Raw genomic sequence first — 15,894 nt, forward strand, 5'->3', positions numbered from 1 at the left:
CAACTATCCAAAGGTTGCTTTTTGTTTATCTATATTTCCGTTGTGAAACGCTAAGAGAATATCATGTCACAAGAATCCCAAGCTAAACGCCTTAATAAATACATCAGTGAAACTGGTTTTTGCTCACGCCGCGAAGCCGACAAACTCATTGATGCAGGCCGAGTTACTATTAACGGTAAGATCCCTGAAATGGGTACTAAAGTCTTGCCCGGTGATGATGTTGAGATCGACAATAAACCTGTTCGCTCAAAAGAGAAGCCGATCTACATTGCTCTTAATAAACCAACAGGCATCACCTGTACTACTGAACGTGATATTCCGGGCAACATCGTCGACTTTATCGGCCATCACAAACGTATTTTCCCTATTGGTCGTCTAGATAAGCCTTCTGATGGTCTTATCTTCTTGACCAACGATGGCGACATCGTAAACAAAATCCTACGTGCCGGTAACAACCACGAGAAAGAATACGTGGTGCGTGTAGATAAGCCGATTACGACTGAGTTCTTGAAGCAAATGGGGGCTGGCGTTCATATTCTCGATACTGTTACCTTGCCATGTAAGGTCGAGAAAGAAACCAAATTTTCGTTCCGAATCACACTAACGCAAGGCCTTAACCGCCAAATTCGCCGTATGTGTGAAGCATTGGGTTACGAGGTATTTAAGCTGCGCCGTGTTCGTATTATGAACATCTCACTAGACGGCATTCCTAACGGGAAATGGCGCTACCTGAGCGACGAAGAGATCACTGAAATTTTAGCGATGTGTGAAGGCTCTGTAAGTACTGAAGATGCATCAAAAATGAACGCGAAAGGTCAACGCATTCGCAAAGCGACAGACGCAAAACTTTTTGATAGCCGTGAAGAAAACCAAACTTCCACAGCGCGCCGTAATCAAAACGAGAACCGTACTCGCACCTATCGCGGTAATAATGCGGATGAATTCCGTCATGCGCCTAACTCGAAACGTGGCCGTAACTCATCGAATGGTGAAAGCGGTGGCAATACCGAAAACTGGAAATCGAACTCTCGTTCAGAGCGTTCTAATTCTGATCGAAACAGTTCGGATCGCACCCGCACAGATCGCAACAATAACGATCGTCGAAGCGGTAAGCCTGCACCGAAGCGTGTTGGTGGTACTTTAGGTCTGAAGAAGTAGTCATAATTCGTTCTCAATGTACAAGCACATTTCAGGATAGACACTCAATATAAAAGCGCCCACTAGGTTAATCTAGCGGGCGTTTTTGTTTGTCATTCGGTAGTTGTATCATCATGACGACGACAATCTATAAACATAGATCAGCAAACTGACCGCGAGTCAGTAGCGCTAAGTCTTTCGGGTCGAGCTCAATTTCTAGCCCGCGCTTCCCTGCACTCACGCATATCGTTTCAAAATCTGTCGCGCTGGAATGAACAAAGGTAGGCAAGGCTTTTTTCTGACCAAGAGGGCTGATCCCACCCACCACATAACCCGTGGTTTTCTGAGCAATATCAGGATTCGCCATCTCTGCTTTTTTGCCTTTTGCCGCTTTTGCCGCAAGCTTCAGGTTTAGCTTCTGATCAACGGGAATAACGGCAACAGCTAAATCTTTAGCGACGCCATTCAAACAGAACAAAAGCGTTTTAAATACACGTTTGGGATCTTGACCAAGCGCTTCGACAGCCTCTAATCCATAATTCGTGTTATTCGTATCGTGGTGATATTGATGCACGCTATGAGCGATTTTCTTTTTCTTGGCGAGATTGATTGCAGGGGTCATAACAAATCCAAACGATAGATAAACAAAAAGCGACGCCGAGGCGTCGCTTTAGTTAAATTTATCATGGTGCTAGAGTCAATCTAATTTAGCACCTATTAACTCTAGCAACTGGGTTTAATTACTTGTAAACCATTTGACCAGAAGGTGCGTACTTGTTCACGTCAACTGGGCTGTTCGCTTCTAGGTACTCTTTCAGTACTTCAGCATCAACAAAACCTGTGTTCACGTAACCAGGGTGATCTGACAGTTTAGGGTAACCGTCGCCACCAGCCGCGTTGAAGCTTGGCACTGTGAAACGGTATGTTTCGTCTAAACGAAGCTGTTTGCCACCGATGAATACATTCGATACTTCACCGTTTGCTACTGTCATTGAAATGCCAGCGAACTGCGCGTAAGCACCAGAATCGATTGGTTTCGTAGCCACAACGTTTAGGTAATCTAGAACTTCTTTACCTGTCATGTCTGTGTAAGTCAGGATGTTTGCAAAAGGTTGTACCTTCAGTACATCTTTGTAAGTGACATTGCCCGCTTCAATTGAGTCACGAACGCCACCAGAGTTCATCACAGCGAAGTCTGCTTGTGCACGCTCCATATGAGAAGTCGCAATCAAACGACCTAGGTTAGTTTGTTGGAAACGCACCACGTTACGATCGCCTTCAAGCTTGCCATTTGTCTCAGCAATTTGAACTTCTAGCTGTGCTTGACCTTGCTCTTGGAAAGGACGTAGGAATTCAAGCAACTCTGGATCTTGTGCGATCTCATCTTGAATAAGAACACGTTGCTTCTTACCGTCAATCTTAACTTTCTTCTTAAGGTTAACTGGAACCAGATCGTAGCTCACCATCTCTAGCTCGCCGTTACGGAATTCGTAATCAGCACGACCTACGTACTTGCCCCACTCGTGAGCTTGAACAATGTAAGTACCGTTCTGTACGTCTGGTTTACACTCATCACCCGGCTTGAAGTTTTTCTTCGCAACGTTAGGGCCTTCCATACATACAGGCTCTTGAGAGTGACCACCAACGATCATGTCTAGGTCGCCTTCGTTTAGGTAACGAGCAAGTGCTACATCACCCGGTGCGTTAACACCACGTTGGCCGTTTTCGTAGTGACCCATGTGAGTCACAGCGAAGATTAAATCTGGCTTCTCTGTTTCTTTAAGTTCAGCGATTAGCTTCTTCGCTTCTTCTTTAGGGTCACGGAAGTCAATGCTCGCGATGAACTCAGGGTTACCGATTTTTGCCGTATCTTCAGTGGTTAGACCGATAACAGCAATCTTGATACCTTGCTTTTCAAACATCTCGTAAGCTTGGAACTTGCGTTCACCTGTTGCTTTGTCGTAGATGTTTGCAGATAGCATTGGGAAGTTAGCCCAGTCGATCTGCTTTTGTAGTACGTCTAAAGAGTTGTCAAACTCGTGGTTACCCAATGCCATTGCATCGTAACCAATTTTATTCATACCTTTGAAATCAGGTTCTGCATCCTGAAGATCTGACTCTGGCACACCGGTGTTGATGTCACCACCAGATAGAAGCAACACGCTACCGCCTTCTGCTTCAACTTCAGCTCGAAGTTGGTCAACAAGCGTTTTACGCGCAGACATGCCGTATTCACCGTATTTGTTCTGCCAAAAGCGACCATGGTTGTCGTTAGTGTGTAGAACCGTTAGCTTGTAAGTTTCGTCTTGGTTCCAATCTTGAGTTGATTGAGACGCACATCCAGCTAGAGTAGCTAGGATTGCAGCACTTAGTGCTGTCTTTAGAATAAGGCGTTGCTTCATTGTCATACCTTTGAACTTTTTAGGGGAATCCACTGCTTTTTATAATCTATTGCGACCCCTTTCCTGGAGTTCGAACAATAAGACTTCAACATGACTAATCTTAAATTAACATTCTAGATGTAACACGACGATTTCATATTTATGTCGAATTGGTCACGCATAGATCGGCAGTTAAGTGTAACAAAATTATGAGATTACACTCAAACTTCCCCTGCATCACAGGCAATCGTTTACTTATAAAGTGTGATGAACATCAGTAATTTACTATAAACAGGACAGACCTCACACACCCATACCACTTTCTTAGGGAATCAAAGGTTCTGTTAACAAAGATTTAATCATCTGCCGTTGATTAGTACTTTGAAAAACAGGTTAGCTAACGACTACACAGCTTAGTCATCGAAAAATAGCTTAGTCATAGTCAAAACAACTTAGTCATCGAAAAACAACTTGGTCATCGTCAAAATAGGCCGAGGCTTCAGTGAACTGAACGGATGTCCCGTTAAAAAAAACGCCCAACTCTAAGAGTTGGGCGTTTATCTTATGCTGTTAAATAACCACTTAAACTCACTAACATTAGCGATTTAATGCTCGTTATTTAGCATCAGCCAAAGCTATTTGATATCGATGTGGTCGAAGCCTTTGATAAGGTCATCAAGTGCTTTCATCTGCTTCAAGAACGGCTCTAGTTTATCTAGAGGTAGCGCCGATGGGCCATCACAGCGTGCTTGATCTGGGTTAGGGTGAGCCTCAAGAAACAGACCAGCAATACCCGTCGCAATGCCAGCTTTAGCTAGTTCAACCGTTTGCTCACGACGACCGCCAGAGGCAGCACCTGATGGATCACGCATTTGAAGCGCGTGAGTCACATCAAAGATGATTGGGCTGCCGTTTGATGATTTTTTCATTACACCGAAACCAAGCATATCAACAACTAAGTTGTCATAACCCATGCAAGAACCACGTTCACAAAGAATGATATTGTCGTTGCCACACTCAGCAAACTTATCAACGATATTACCCACTTGATCTGGGCTCATGAACTGAGGCTTCTTCACGTTGATTACAGCACCGGTCTTAGCCATCGCTTCAACAAGGTCAGTTTGACGAGCAAGAAACGCTGGAAGCTGGATTACATCAACCACATCTGCAACAGGCTGAGCTTGTGCTTCTGTGTGGATATCCGTGATAATTTTCACGCCAAAGGTATCTTTCAGTTCTTGGAAGATTTTAAGACCTTCTTCCATACCTGGACCACGGTATGAGTGAACTGAGCTGCGGTTTGCTTTATCGAAAGACGCCTTAAATACGTAAGGGATGCCCAACTTCTCTGTGACTTTCACGTAATGCTCACAGATCTGCATAGCTAGATCGCGAGATTCAAGAACGTTCATGCCTGCAAATAGCGTAAATGGCTTGTCGTTAGCAATTGGCATGTCACCAATGTGAACTGTTTTCTGTTCCATCATATTCTCTCTAAATAATTATTAATTAGTGAACAACCACTGTCTTTTCGTTCATGACGTTCACTTGAGATTTCAGTAACTCAGATGCAGGGTCATCTGGGCATTGGTCGATAAAGTATTGGTAATCCGTTGCTGCAACTTGATGACAGTCTAGCTGCTGATAAATAAAGCCACGGTCACGGATTTCGTACGGATCATCCGGCACAAACGTTAACGCAAGATCGGTACACTTCAATGCAAGCGTATAACGCTCTTCTCGCAGTAATGCACTCTTAAGCAACGCTAGCCACTTACCAATAATCGTTGGGTGGTCGGCAACCTCTAAGTGCTCCGCTTTCACCCTAGCGAGTGGGCCATCATGTCCGATTAACCAAGCTCGTAAAGTTTGCACGCCAACATACTCACCGTTGTAAGGATTAATATAGACGGCTGCTTGCCCGTACCAACTCACTTTAAGCAGAAACTGAGTCGGAAAAGAGACACCCTCTACAGGGAAGCCTAGCTTGCGACCAAGAAAAAGGAAGATTGCCCCAAGACTGACAGGGATGCCTTTCTTTCTCTCGAGCACTTTATCGATAAACGCGTTTTCCGATGAGAAGTAAGCGTCTTTATCGCCTGCGAAGCCCCACTCATAAAAGAATAGTCGAATAAAAGATTCAAACTTCTGTTGCTCGTCGGTTTCATTAACCAAAGCAAACTCAGCGTCTTTTAACAATCTCGCCAGTTCTTGCTCAGCCCAGCTGTCTTGAGTTTCTGGGTTAATCGCTTTATTTAAGATCAATGCACCTTCAGCTAACTCTAGCTGGTCAAAGTCTTCATCAAAAAATTCGTACATACGTAACTAACCGAAATAAGGAGATAATTAACCGAAAAATGTTGGTGTCTTCGTCATTGCAATTTTGCCTGCCATCGCTAACCAGCCAAGTGCACCAAAGAAAGAGAAAACTCTCAATAGCTTGTTTTTACCCAACTTAAGTGCAAAGAAGCCCAGTGCGATGTAAGCCATAACACAAGTTAGTTTTTCGGTTAACCATGGCGCTGCTGGTGTAAATGGAATAAAGCCAGTGATAAAAATCAAACCAATACCCGATAGCAGTAGCAACGAGTCATTGATATGAGGGAAACGCTGCAAGAAAGGATGCTTAAGCTTTGGTGAGTTAACCATCATCAGAGCGAAACGAATCGAAAGAAGTAGCGCGCTGATAGCAATCGTTAGTAGGTGAAAATGTTTTAAACCTTCGTACATGGTATTCCTTTATATTTTTATATGTGCTTTCGTTAACACGAGCCAAACAATACCCGTTAATGCCCTGTATTTCTGCGTTAATTCTCTGTATTTCCGCGTTAAATGCATTATCGAGTTAAGTGTATTGTCGAGTTAAAGGTATCAATTTAGCAAGTTCATCATCTATTGCTCACAAGATGATTAACAGCAGCCTATGAACAGTAACGACCCAATGTCACTCGGTCATTACCACCGTAATCTTTTTCTGTAACCACATCCAAGTAGCCCAGTTGTTGCATTATCTCACGTACCGCCAAGCCTTGGTCATAGCCGTGTTCAAATGCTAGCCAGCCTTCGTTTTCTAAAAAACCGCGTGCGTTTTCAGAGATGTATCGAATATCAGCTAAACCTTTCTCTTCAGCAACTAACGCGGTAATCGGTTCAAAACGCACGTCACCTTGAGATAAGTGAGGATCGTTCTTCTCAATGTAAGGTGGGTTAGAAACAATCAACGAGAACTTCACAGCTTCTTCTTCACAGCTCGCAGAGTTCAAAGGCTCAAACCAACTGCCATGTAAAAAAGTGGCGTTAGTGAGATTTAATCGCTGAGCGTTTTCTGTAGCAAGTTGTTGCGCTTCAGGGCGAAGATCAATACCCGTCACTGGTCGATTCGGCATCTCAGACGCCAATGCCAAAGCAATCGCACCAGTACCAGTTCCTAAATCGAGAATCGCACCTTGCTTGCCATAGGTTTTATCCAAAGCGACTTCAACCAAACGCTCGGTATCCGGGCGCGGGATTAAAGTAGAAGGAGAAACTTTTAACGGCAGCGACCAAAACTCACGTTCACCAACAATATAAGCCACAGGCTCACCGGTTAAGCGACGTTTTAGAAGGGTATGGAATTCGGATTCTTGTTCTGAAGTGAGATGCTTCTCAGGCCAAGTCAGTAGGTAAGATCTAGGTTTATCTAAAGCGTGACAAAGCAGTACCGCAGCATCAATCGAGGGCGATGTGTTATCGCCCTCTTGAAGCTGTACGATTGCTGACTTTAAAGCACTTTCAACCGTATATGCTGACTGCATAGTAATTAGTTGTGCTCAGCAAGTGCTGCTAGTTGATCGGCTTGGTGCTCTTGTAGAACAGGATCAAGCAGGCTTTGCATATCACCTTCCAGAACTTCGTTCAGGCGGTAGATAGTTAAGTTGATGCGGTGATCAGAAACACGACCTTGAGGGTAGTTGTACGTACGAATACGGTCACTACGGTCACCAGAGCCTAATAGGTTACGACGTGTATCTGAAATCGCAGCAGCACGACGCTCTTCTTCAGCTTGAACGATACGAGCCGCAAGAACAGCCATCGCTTTCGCTTTGTTTTTATGCTGAGAACGCTCGTCTTGACACTCTACTACGGTACCTGTTGGTAAGTGAGTAATACGGATTGCTGAATCCGTGGTGTTAACGTGCTGACCACCCGCGCCAGATGCACGGAAAGTATCAATCTTAAGATCGCCAGCTTTGATCTCTGGAAGATCTGCTTCTGGGATCTCAGGCATAACCGCAACGGTACATGCTGATGTATGAACACGACCTTGAGACTCAGTCTCAGGTACACGTTGTACACGGTGACCGCCAGACTCGAACTTCATTGTGCCGTAAACAGCGTCGCCACTGATTTTAGCGATCATCTCTTTAAAGCCGCCCTGCTCTGAAACATTGCTGCTCATCACCTCAACGCGCCAACCTTTTTTCTCGGCAAATCTAGAGTACATACGGAAAAGGTTACCCGCAAAAATACCCGCTTCATCACCACCAGCACCGGCACGAATCTCTAAGAAACAGTTACGCTCATCGTTTGGATCTTTTGGAATCAGAAGAATTTGCAGCTCATCAGTCAGACGTTCAATGTTCGCTTTCGCATCTTTGATCTCTTCTTGAGCCATTTCGCGCATTTCTGCGTCGTCTTCATTTGCCATCTCTTCAGCAGCTTCTAAATCTTCTTGAGCTTGCTGGTATGATTTGAAGCACCCCGTCACCTCTTCTAATTGAGAATACTCTTTTGACAAGGCACGGAATTTGTCTTGATTCCCAAGTACACCGGGATCACCAAGTAGATGTTGAACTTCTTCATAGCGTTCAACAAGTGTTTCAAGCTTTATTAGAATCGAGGCTTTCATAATGTCTTATTCTGTTGGAGGTCGAATATTATTGAGGGTTTTCTAAGCCCAAACTCTGTCTAATGACCATTAATTTTGCAGGTTCTCCTTGCTCAGCTGCACTTTGAAGTGCACGCGTTGGAGCATGGATCAATTTGTTTGTGAGCTTATTACTTAGCTCAAGTAAGACTTTCTCAGGGTCACCGCCAGCGGCAAGTGATTGTAAACTCTTACTTAATAAATCTTCTCGGATTTCATTGGCCGATTTACGGTAATCACGAATACTGTCTACCGCTTGCAGTGAACGCATCCAACTCATAAACGCGGCGCTTTCTTCACTAACTATTGCTTCAGCTTGAATCGCTTCTACTTTTCGTTGTTCAATATTGCCATCAACGATCGACTGCAAATCGTCAACGGAATATAGGTAAGCATCATTCAGATCGCCGACCTGAGATTCCACATCACGAGGAACGGCAATATCAACCAACAACATAGGTTGATGTTTTCTTGTCTTAAGTGCGGTCTCTACCATGCCCTTACCAATAATAGGCAGCGGGCTTGCAGTTGAGCTGATCACGATATCCGCTCTATGCAAATGGTCAGGAATCTCATTCAGGCTGATCACTTCAGCACCAAACTCTTCAGCTAGCCCTAAAGCACGCTCACGAGTTCGGTTAGCCACTATCATCTTAGTGCAGCCATTCGCAGAAAGGTGTTTAGCCACCAATTCAATCGTCTCACCCGCACCAACCAATAACACGGTTGAATCGGCAATCGACTCAAAGATGTGTTTAGCTAACGTACAGGCTGCGTAAGCAACAGACACCGCGCTTCCGCCAATTTCAGTTTCAGTTCGAACACGCTTGGCGACAGAAAATGATTTCTGGAACAGTTTTTCCATTGAAGCATCAACAGATTTGTTCTCTCGCGAGTCCGTATAAGCTTGCTTCACCTGACCTAAGATCTGCGGCTCACCCAATACCAAGGAGTCCAAACCACAAGCTACGCGCATTAAATGTTTAATCGCAGCCTGCTCTTCATGGATATAAATGCTGGGTTTTAGCTCTTCAGGGCTAACTTGATGGAAAACTGACAACCAATCGATGAGCTTGTTTTTTGCCACGCCTTTGACGTCACAATACACTTCAGTTCGATTACAGGTAGAAAGTATGACACTTCCATTTACGTGTGCATTTGCGTTAAGTTGCTTGAGTGCCTCAGATAATTTATCTGGACCAAAAGCGACTTTTTCTCGCAATTCAACCGACGCTGTATTGTGATTGATACCTACGGCAAGCAAAGACATGTATCAGAAGTTCTCGATCAGGGAATGGAAACAAGGGGCGAATTTTACTTGATGCATGGCTCTATTTAAAGAGCAAGCGGGATTTGTTTTCCTGACTTCGTGAATTCAATGCTATAGTTGAGACGTTTTTTAGATAAATTTGAACAAGTTGTGAGCAAATATGAGCAAGCTTCGTAAAATCACGTCTCTTATTTTTATAACCATAATTATGGTGGGTTGCTCGTCTATCCCAGAACAACCGACCAGCGTCGAGTGGCAAAGTCATCAAGATCGGCTTTTACAGATAGAAAACTATCAAGCCTCAGGCAAGCTCGCTTACATTTCTCCAGAGCAACGCCAAAGCCTAAATTTCATTTGGAAGCATTCCCCAAATCAGAGTCAATTAAGACTGACCACTTTCCTTGGTCAAACCGCCTTGAACCTCACCATTGACCCATCGGGTGCCAAGGTAGTCACTTATGATGACCAAGTTTTTACTCATGCAAGTGCTTCCGTTCTTGTGGAACAACTTACTGGATTACAGATTCCCATTGACCATCTACCACAATGGTTCCTTGGCATTCCAGACCAAGCCGATAACTACCAATTGAACACCACCAACACGCTTGAATCTCTCACCAAACAAGTTAGCAACCAACTATGGACACTGAATTTTGATAACTATCGAAATACAGAGATGCCGAGTACACTATTATCTGGTGAAGACAACACTAAGGTAGAGACAATTCCACTCCCTACTCGATTGTCATTCAAGCAAGACGAGAACAAAATCAACATTGTAGTTTCGAAGTGGACACTGAAAAAATGATAACAACGCCAACCCACTGGCCTTCTCCGGCTAAACTGAATTTATTTCTCTATATCACTGGCCGACGCGATAATGGTTATCACGAACTTCAGACCTTATTTCAGTTTGTCGAGTTTGGCGATGAACTGACGGTTAGTGCAAACTCAGAAACTAGCTCGATAACAATCACACCAGAAATTCCTGGGGTAGCACTTGAAGACAACTTGATCTGGAAAGCCGCTACTGCGCTGCAGCAATATACCTCAACGTCTTTCGGTGCGGATATTGAACTCAAGAAAGTGTTGCCAATGGGAGGTGGCATTGGTGGAGGCTCTTCAAATGCAGCAACCGTGCTAGTCGCGCTTAATTATTTATGGCAACTCAATCTCTCTGATGATCAACTTGCCGAAATCGGTTTGCAGCTTGGCGCAGACGTTCCTGTCTTCGTTCGAGGCCACGCCGCCTTTGCAGAAGGGGTTGGAGAACAGCTACAGCCGGCTAATCCGGATGAAAAATGGTATCTCGTCGTCAAACCTCAAGTGAGCATAGCAACTGTAGACATATTCACACATTCAGAATTAACTCGAAATACGCCGAAGCGAGCACTAGCAACGCTTCTAGAGCAAGAATACGTAAACGATTGCGAAAAAATTGTGCGAATGCTGTACCCAGAGGTTGATAAGCAACTTTCATGGCTGCTACAATACGCGCCGTCGAGATTGACTGGTACGGGTTCATGCGTTTTTGCTGAATTTAGCAGCAAAAAAGAAGCCGAATCGGTGCTAGAGCAACTGCCTGACACAGTTTCCGCGTTTGTCGCGAGAGGACGAAACATTTCGCCTTTGAAAGAAACTTTGGCTGAATACCAATCAGCCCACCCACAATCTATTTAAAACTGGACGCAACCCGAGGTTTCCACCGTGCCTGATATGAAGCTATTTGCTGGTAACGCAACACCTGAACTAGCCCAACGTATTGCTGATCGTCTATACATCTCTCTTGGCGATGCTACTGTAGACCGTTTTTCTGATGGCGAAGTCGCTGTTCAAATCAATGAAAACGTTCGTGGTAGCGATGTATTCCTGATTCAATCAACTTGTGCACCAACCAATGACAACCTTATGGAATTGGTGGTAATGATTGACGCAATGCGCCGTGCTTCTGCTGGCCGTATTACTGCTGTAATCCCTTACTTCGGTTATGCCCGTCAAGATCGTCGTGTACGTTCTGCTCGTGTGCCTATTACTGCAAAAGTTGTTGCAGATTTCCTTTCTAACGTTGGTGTTGACCGCGTTCTTACTATCGACCTACACGCAGAGCAAATCCAAGGCTTCTTCGATGTACCTGTTGATAACATCTTCGGCACTCCAGTTCTTCTAGAAGACATGGCTAACCGTGGCCTAGAAAACCCAGTAGTGGTTTCTCCAGACCTTGGTGGTGTTGTACGTGCTCGTGCAACCGCTAAAGCGCTAGGTGATGTTGACATCGCTATCGTTGATAAGCGTCGTCCACGTGCTAACGTTTCTGAAGTAATGAACCTGATCGGTGATGTTGAAGGTCGTGACTGTGTTATCGTTGATGACATGATCGATACTGGTGGCACACTGTGTAAAGCAGCTGAAGCGCTTAAAGAGCGCGGTGCTAAGCGTGTATTCGCTTACGCTACTCACGCTGTATTCTCTGGTACTGCTGCAGAAAACATCCGTAACTCAGTTCTAGACCAAGTTATTGTTACAGATTCAATCAAGCTTTCTCCAGAGATGGCTGCGACAGGCAAAGTTACTGAGCTAAGCCTTTCTCGCATGCTTGCTGAAGCAATTCGCCGCATCAGCAACGAAGAATCAATCTCAGCGATGTTTAACTAATCAAAGCTCTATAGCTTTGTTGTAGAAAAGCTTTGTTTTAGAACTCGTGAGAGATACATATTAAGCACTTCATTGAATGAAGTGCTTTTTTTATGTCTAACCAATATTAAGCCGCAATTCACCACAGTCAGGAATCATCGTGTTGCTATCAGCTAGCTCGCACCTTTTTCATAAACTGTGATATCATACGGCGCTTTTTGAAATCCCAAGAGAGATCCATACCTTGAGCCAACAAATAAAACTTCTCGTTGGACTGGCTAATCCAGGTCCAGAATACGCCAAAACTCGCCACAATGCGGGTGCTTGGGTAGTTGAAGAATTAGCGCGTGTACATAACGTGACACTAAAGAACGAACCAAAGTTCTTTGGCCTAACGGGTCGTATCATGGTTCATGGTGAAGATCTTCGCTTGCTGATCCCAACGACTTTTATGAACTTGTCAGGCAAAGCTGTTGCTGCCTTAGCAAAGTTCTACCAAATTAAACCAGAAGAGATCATGGTCGCTCACGATGAGTTAGATCTTCCTCCTGGTATTGGAAAGTTTAAAAAAGGTGGTGGTCATGGTGGACATAATGGTCTGAAAGACATCATCAGCAAGCAGGGTAACAATAAAGAATTCTATCGTCTTAGATTAGGCATTGGCCATCCAGGACACAAAGATAAAGTTGCAGGTTATGTATTAGGCAAAGCTCCTGCGAAAGAGCAAGAGTGTATCGAGGCTGTCGTTGACGAATCGGTTCGTAGCCTAGACATCTTATTAAAAGATGGCCTACCAAAAGCACAAAATCGCTTACATACGTTCAAAGCAGAATAAGGTTTATATCATGGGTTTTAAATGTGGCATCGTTGGTCTACCAAACGTTGGTAAGTCAACTCTGTTTAACGCACTGACTAAAGCAGGCATCGAAGCAGCAAACTTTCCATTTTGTACAATCGAACCAAACACAGGTATCGTTCCGGTTCCAGATCTACGCTTAGATGCATTAGCAAAAATTGTTAATCCACAGAAGATCCTTCCAACGACAATGGAATTCGTAGATATCGCAGGCCTAGTTGCTGGCGCATCTAAAGGTGAAGGTCTAGGTAACAAATTCCTAGCTAACATCCGCGAAACTGATGCTATCGGTCACGTTGTACGCTGCTTTGAAAACGAAAACATCGTTCACGTTTCAGGCAAAGTATCTCCAATCGAAGATATCGAAGTGATCAACCTTGAGCTTGCTCTTGCCGATCTAGATAGCTGTGAACGTGCAATCTTCCGTAATGCTAAAAAAGCAAAAGGCGGAGATAAAGACGCTAAATTTGAAACTACAGTTCTTGAAAAGCTTCTACCTATCCTGACTGAAGGTGGTATGGCTCGTACTGTTGAACTTGGCAAAGAAGAAGTAGCAGCAATCGACTACCTTAACTTCCTAACGCTTAAGCCAACAATGTACATTGCAAACGTTGCTGAAGATGGTTTTGAAAACAACCCTTACCTAGACGCCGTTCGCGAATATGCAGAAAAAGAGAACAACGTTGTTGTTGCTGTGTGTGCTGCAATCGAATCTGAACTTTCTGAGCTTGACGATGAAGATCGTGAAGAGTTTCTAGCTGACATGGGTATTGAAGAACCAGGCCTTAACCGAGTGATCCGCTCTGGTTACGAGCTACTGACTCTTCAAACTTACTTTACTGCCGGTGTTAAAGAAGTTCGTGCTTGGACTATTCCTATTGGTGCAACAGCACCGCAAGCAGCTGGTAAGATCCACACCGACTTCGAGAAAGGTTTCATCCGTGCAGAAGTAGTTGGCTACGAACATTTCATCGAATTTGGCGGTGAAAGTGGAGCAAAAGATGCAGGTAAATGGCGTCTTGAAGGCAAAGAATACATCGTTAAAGATGGTGACGTAGTTCACTTCCGCTTCAACGTATAATTCTGATTAAACATCTAGAAAAAAGGCCAGTGAATTCACTGGCCTTTTTGTTTTCCCCCTTTAGAAATAGCCCCACATCCAAAACTTAACTTCCTATATATATCGCCTTTTAGACCTGTTTTTTGTCGACAAATACACCTCTTTGCCTAAAAAGAAACCGAACAGATGTTTATTCGCGATTTATTCAAAAAAAAAGTTGACGGGTTTCGCTCAACTCCGCATAATGCGCCCCGTTCACAACGAAGCGGCAACGTCTCGAAATGAGCAACAATTTGGAAATGGCTACTTAGCTCAGTTGGTTAGAGCACATCACTCATAATGATGGGGTCGCAGGTTCGAATCCCGCAGTAGCCACCATTTCCTAAGCACTCTGTTTGTTATTAAACATCTGTCTCTTAACAACAAAGAGTTTTTAGGAAAGTAAAGCGGTCGTGGCGGAATTGGTAGACGCACCAGATTTAGGTTCTGGCGCCGAGAGGTGTGAGAGTTCAAGTCTCTCCGACCGCACCATATTGAGATATCTTAATTGATATCATTGTTGGGCTATCGCCAAGCGGTAAGGCACTGGCTTTTGATGCCAGCATTCCCTGGTTCGAATCCAGGTAGCCCAGCCACAATTTAAAGTGTAATTATCTTTAAAAAGATAATGGCATTGGAAGCGAGATTATATTATATTACTTCGCTCTCAGATGGCTACTTAGCTCAGTTGGTTAGAGCACATCACTCATAATGATGGGGTCGCAGGTTCGAATCCCGCAGTAGCCACCATTCTTTCTTTATGAAAGAAAAAGTACAAACAACGTTATATTGAATTACCAATGTCGATATAACTATAAAGATTTGCTGCGGTCGTGGCGGAATTGGTAGACGCACCAGATTTAGGTTCTGGCGCCGAGAGGTGTGAGAGTTCAAGTCTCTCCGACCGCACCATTATTTAGATATCTTAACTGATATCCTGTTGGGCTATCGCCAAGCGGTAAGGCACTGGCTTTTGATGCCAGCATTCCCTGGTTCGAATCCAGGTAGCCCAGCCATTACAACGTTACTTAGACAAACCATAAGTCTTCTTAACTATACTCTTTGCTAGAGTAAAAGCTTTGCTGCGGTCGTGGCGGAATTGGTAGACGCACCAGATTTAGGTTCTGGCGCCGAGAGGTGTGAGAGTTCAAGTCTCTCCGACCGCACCATTATTTAGATATCTTAATTGATATCCTGTTGGGCTATCGCCAAGCGGTAAGGCACTGGCTTTTGATGCCAGCATTCCCTGGTTCGAATCCAGGTAGCCCAGCCATTACAACGTTACTTAGACAAACCATAAGTCTTCTTAACTATATACTCTTCGCTAAGCTCTTTGCTTAGTTGAGAGGAAAGCTTTGCTGCGGTCGTGGCGGAATTGGTAGACGCACCAGATTTAGGTTCTGGCGCCGAGAGGTGTGAGAGTTCAAGTCTCTCCGACCGCACCATTATTTCTCTTTAATTAGAGATAAAATAGTGAATACATAAAATTCATTATTGGCTACTTAGCTCAGTTGGTTAGAGCACATCACTCATAATGATGGGGTCGCAGGTTCGAATCCCGCAGTAGCCACCATTCTTTCTTTATGAAAGAAGAACAAACAACGTTACTTA

The 15,894-nt window shown here is 44.2% G+C and carries 14 protein-coding genes and 10 tRNA genes; 16 read left to right on the forward strand and 8 right to left on the reverse strand.

Going from position 1 to position 15,894, the window contains the following annotated elements:
* Nucleotides 1–63: 63 nt before the first annotated feature.
* A complete protein-coding gene (rluF, locus tag AACU28_RS20790) occupies nucleotides 64–1,158 on the forward strand; it encodes a 23S rRNA pseudouridine(2604) synthase RluF (protein ID WP_004736244.1) in 1,095 nt (364 codons plus the stop codon).
* Nucleotides 1,159–1,285: 127 nt separating this feature from the next.
* Here the strand turns inward: rluF and ybaK are convergent, their stop codons facing one another.
* The 8 genes from ybaK to hemA form a co-directional block, all read right to left on the reverse strand.
* Nucleotides 1,286–1,759 (reverse strand): Cys-tRNA(Pro) deacylase, encoded by a 474-nt coding sequence (gene ybaK / locus AACU28_RS20795; protein WP_004736243.1) that lies wholly within the window; start codon nucleotides 1,757–1,759, stop codon nucleotides 1,286–1,288.
* Nucleotides 1,760–1,877: 118 nt separating this feature from the next.
* The gene (gene ushA, locus AACU28_RS20800; RefSeq protein WP_004736242.1) at nucleotides 1,878–3,539 is read right to left on the reverse strand and encodes a bifunctional UDP-sugar hydrolase/5'-nucleotidase UshA; all 1,662 of its coding nucleotides are present in this window, start codon (nucleotides 3,537–3,539) and stop codon (nucleotides 1,878–1,880) included.
* A gap of 614 nt (nucleotides 3,540–4,153) precedes the next feature.
* Entirely contained in the window at nucleotides 4,154–5,008 is an 855-nt protein-coding gene (kdsA, locus tag AACU28_RS20805; protein WP_175400146.1) for a 3-deoxy-8-phosphooctulonate synthase, read from the reverse strand.
* A gap of 22 nt (nucleotides 5,009–5,030) precedes the next feature.
* Entirely contained in the window at nucleotides 5,031–5,840 is an 810-nt protein-coding gene (locus AACU28_RS20810) for a SirB1 family protein (RefSeq protein ID WP_121603533.1), read from the reverse strand.
* A gap of 27 nt (nucleotides 5,841–5,867) precedes the next feature.
* Nucleotides 5,868–6,251 carry a SirB2 family protein gene (locus tag AACU28_RS20815; protein WP_004736238.1) on the reverse strand — a complete coding sequence of 128 codons (384 nt, stop codon included), beginning with the start codon at nucleotides 6,249–6,251 and terminating at the stop codon, nucleotides 5,868–5,870.
* Between the two features lie 191 nt (nucleotides 6,252–6,442).
* Nucleotides 6,443–7,315 carry a peptide chain release factor N(5)-glutamine methyltransferase gene (gene prmC / locus AACU28_RS20820; protein WP_121603534.1) on the reverse strand — a complete coding sequence of 291 codons (873 nt, stop codon included), beginning with the start codon at nucleotides 7,313–7,315 and terminating at the stop codon, nucleotides 6,443–6,445.
* A 5-nt stretch (nucleotides 7,316–7,320) separates the two neighbouring features.
* Nucleotides 7,321–8,409: a peptide chain release factor 1 gene (gene prfA / locus AACU28_RS20825; RefSeq protein ID WP_004736236.1), complete on the reverse strand. Its 1,089-nt coding sequence runs from the start codon at nucleotides 8,407–8,409 to the stop codon at nucleotides 7,321–7,323.
* A gap of 28 nt (nucleotides 8,410–8,437) precedes the next feature.
* A complete protein-coding gene (gene hemA / locus AACU28_RS20830; protein ID WP_004736235.1) occupies nucleotides 8,438–9,697 on the reverse strand; it encodes a glutamyl-tRNA reductase in 1,260 nt (419 codons plus the stop codon).
* A 160-nt stretch (nucleotides 9,698–9,857) separates the two neighbouring features.
* Here hemA and lolB point away from each other — a divergent pair, with 160 nt between their 5' ends.
* From lolB to AACU28_RS20905, 15 genes are all read left to right on the forward strand, one after another.
* Complete coding sequence (lolB, locus tag AACU28_RS20835; RefSeq protein ID WP_121603535.1) at nucleotides 9,858–10,505, forward strand: lipoprotein insertase outer membrane protein LolB; 648 nt, start codon at nucleotides 9,858–9,860, stop codon at nucleotides 10,503–10,505.
* A complete protein-coding gene (gene ispE, locus AACU28_RS20840; protein ID WP_004736233.1) occupies nucleotides 10,502–11,377 on the forward strand; it encodes a 4-(cytidine 5'-diphospho)-2-C-methyl-D-erythritol kinase in 876 nt (291 codons plus the stop codon). The genes lolB and ispE overlap by 4 nt, the downstream gene beginning before the upstream one ends.
* A 27-nt stretch (nucleotides 11,378–11,404) precedes the next feature.
* Nucleotides 11,405–12,349 (forward strand): ribose-phosphate pyrophosphokinase, encoded by a 945-nt coding sequence (locus AACU28_RS20845; RefSeq protein ID WP_012603389.1) that lies wholly within the window; start codon nucleotides 11,405–11,407, stop codon nucleotides 12,347–12,349.
* A 223-nt stretch (nucleotides 12,350–12,572) separates the two neighbouring features.
* Entirely contained in the window at nucleotides 12,573–13,163 is a 591-nt protein-coding gene (pth, locus tag AACU28_RS20850; RefSeq protein ID WP_010439162.1) for an aminoacyl-tRNA hydrolase, read from the forward strand.
* 10 nt (nucleotides 13,164–13,173) lie between these two features.
* Nucleotides 13,174–14,265, forward strand: a complete 1,092-nt coding sequence (gene ychF / locus AACU28_RS20855) for a redox-regulated ATPase YchF (protein ID WP_026012356.1) — start codon at nucleotides 13,174–13,176, stop codon at nucleotides 14,263–14,265.
* A gap of 280 nt (nucleotides 14,266–14,545) precedes the next feature.
* A tRNA-Met gene (locus tag AACU28_RS20860) sits at nucleotides 14,546–14,622 on the forward strand.
* Nucleotides 14,623–14,690: 68 nt separating this feature from the next.
* Nucleotides 14,691–14,775 (forward strand) — tRNA-Leu (locus AACU28_RS20865).
* A gap of 29 nt (nucleotides 14,776–14,804) precedes the next feature.
* Nucleotides 14,805–14,879: transfer RNA gene (locus AACU28_RS20870), tRNA-Gln, on the forward strand.
* Nucleotides 14,880–14,956: 77 nt separating this feature from the next.
* Nucleotides 14,957–15,033, forward strand: a tRNA-Met gene (locus tag AACU28_RS20875).
* Nucleotides 15,034–15,110: 77 nt separating this feature from the next.
* Nucleotides 15,111–15,195 (forward strand) — tRNA-Leu (locus tag AACU28_RS20880).
* Between the two features lie 29 nt (nucleotides 15,196–15,224).
* Nucleotides 15,225–15,299, forward strand: a tRNA-Gln gene (locus tag AACU28_RS20885).
* 68 nt (nucleotides 15,300–15,367) lie between these two features.
* Nucleotides 15,368–15,452: transfer RNA gene (locus tag AACU28_RS20890), tRNA-Leu, on the forward strand.
* Nucleotides 15,453–15,481: 29 nt separating this feature from the next.
* Nucleotides 15,482–15,556, forward strand: a tRNA-Gln gene (locus AACU28_RS20895).
* Nucleotides 15,557–15,643: 87 nt separating this feature from the next.
* Nucleotides 15,644–15,728, forward strand: a tRNA-Leu gene (locus AACU28_RS20900).
* A gap of 51 nt (nucleotides 15,729–15,779) precedes the next feature.
* Nucleotides 15,780–15,856: transfer RNA gene (locus AACU28_RS20905), tRNA-Met, on the forward strand.
* The last annotated feature ends 38 nt before the right edge of the window (nucleotides 15,857–15,894 follow it).

Source organism: Vibrio sp. SBT000027, assembly GCF_963894355.1.
Classification (GTDB): Bacteria; Pseudomonadota; Gammaproteobacteria; order Enterobacterales; family Vibrionaceae; genus Vibrio; species Vibrio splendidus.

Excerpts from the sequence above, each read along its gene's own strand:
- rluF (WP_004736244.1), top strand. The coding sequence starts at position 64 with ATGTCACAAGAATCCCAAGCTAAACGCCTTAATAAATACATCAGTGAA.
- ybaK (WP_004736243.1), bottom strand. The coding sequence starts at position 1,759 with ATGACCCCTGCAATCAATCTCGCCAAGAAAAAGAAAATCGCTCATAGC.
- ushA (WP_004736242.1), bottom strand. The coding sequence starts at position 3,539 with ATGAAGCAACGCCTTATTCTAAAGACAGCACTAAGTGCTGCAATCCTA.
- kdsA (WP_175400146.1), bottom strand. The coding sequence starts at position 5,008 with ATGATGGAACAGAAAACAGTTCACATTGGTGACATGCCAATTGCTAAC.
- AACU28_RS20810 (WP_121603533.1), bottom strand. The coding sequence starts at position 5,840 with ATGTACGAATTTTTTGATGAAGACTTTGACCAGCTAGAGTTAGCTGAA.
- AACU28_RS20815 (WP_004736238.1), bottom strand. The coding sequence starts at position 6,251 with ATGTACGAAGGTTTAAAACATTTTCACCTACTAACGATTGCTATCAGC.
- prmC (WP_121603534.1), bottom strand. The coding sequence starts at position 7,315 with ATGCAGTCAGCATATACGGTTGAAAGTGCTTTAAAGTCAGCAATCGTA.
- prfA (WP_004736236.1), bottom strand. The coding sequence starts at position 8,409 with ATGAAAGCCTCGATTCTAATAAAGCTTGAAACACTTGTTGAACGCTAT.
- hemA (WP_004736235.1), bottom strand. The coding sequence starts at position 9,697 with ATGTCTTTGCTTGCCGTAGGTATCAATCACAATACAGCGTCGGTTGAA.
- lolB (WP_121603535.1), top strand. The coding sequence starts at position 9,858 with ATGAGCAAGCTTCGTAAAATCACGTCTCTTATTTTTATAACCATAATT.
- ispE (WP_004736233.1), top strand. The coding sequence starts at position 10,502 with ATGATAACAACGCCAACCCACTGGCCTTCTCCGGCTAAACTGAATTTA.
- ychF (WP_026012356.1), top strand. The coding sequence starts at position 13,174 with ATGGGTTTTAAATGTGGCATCGTTGGTCTACCAAACGTTGGTAAGTCA.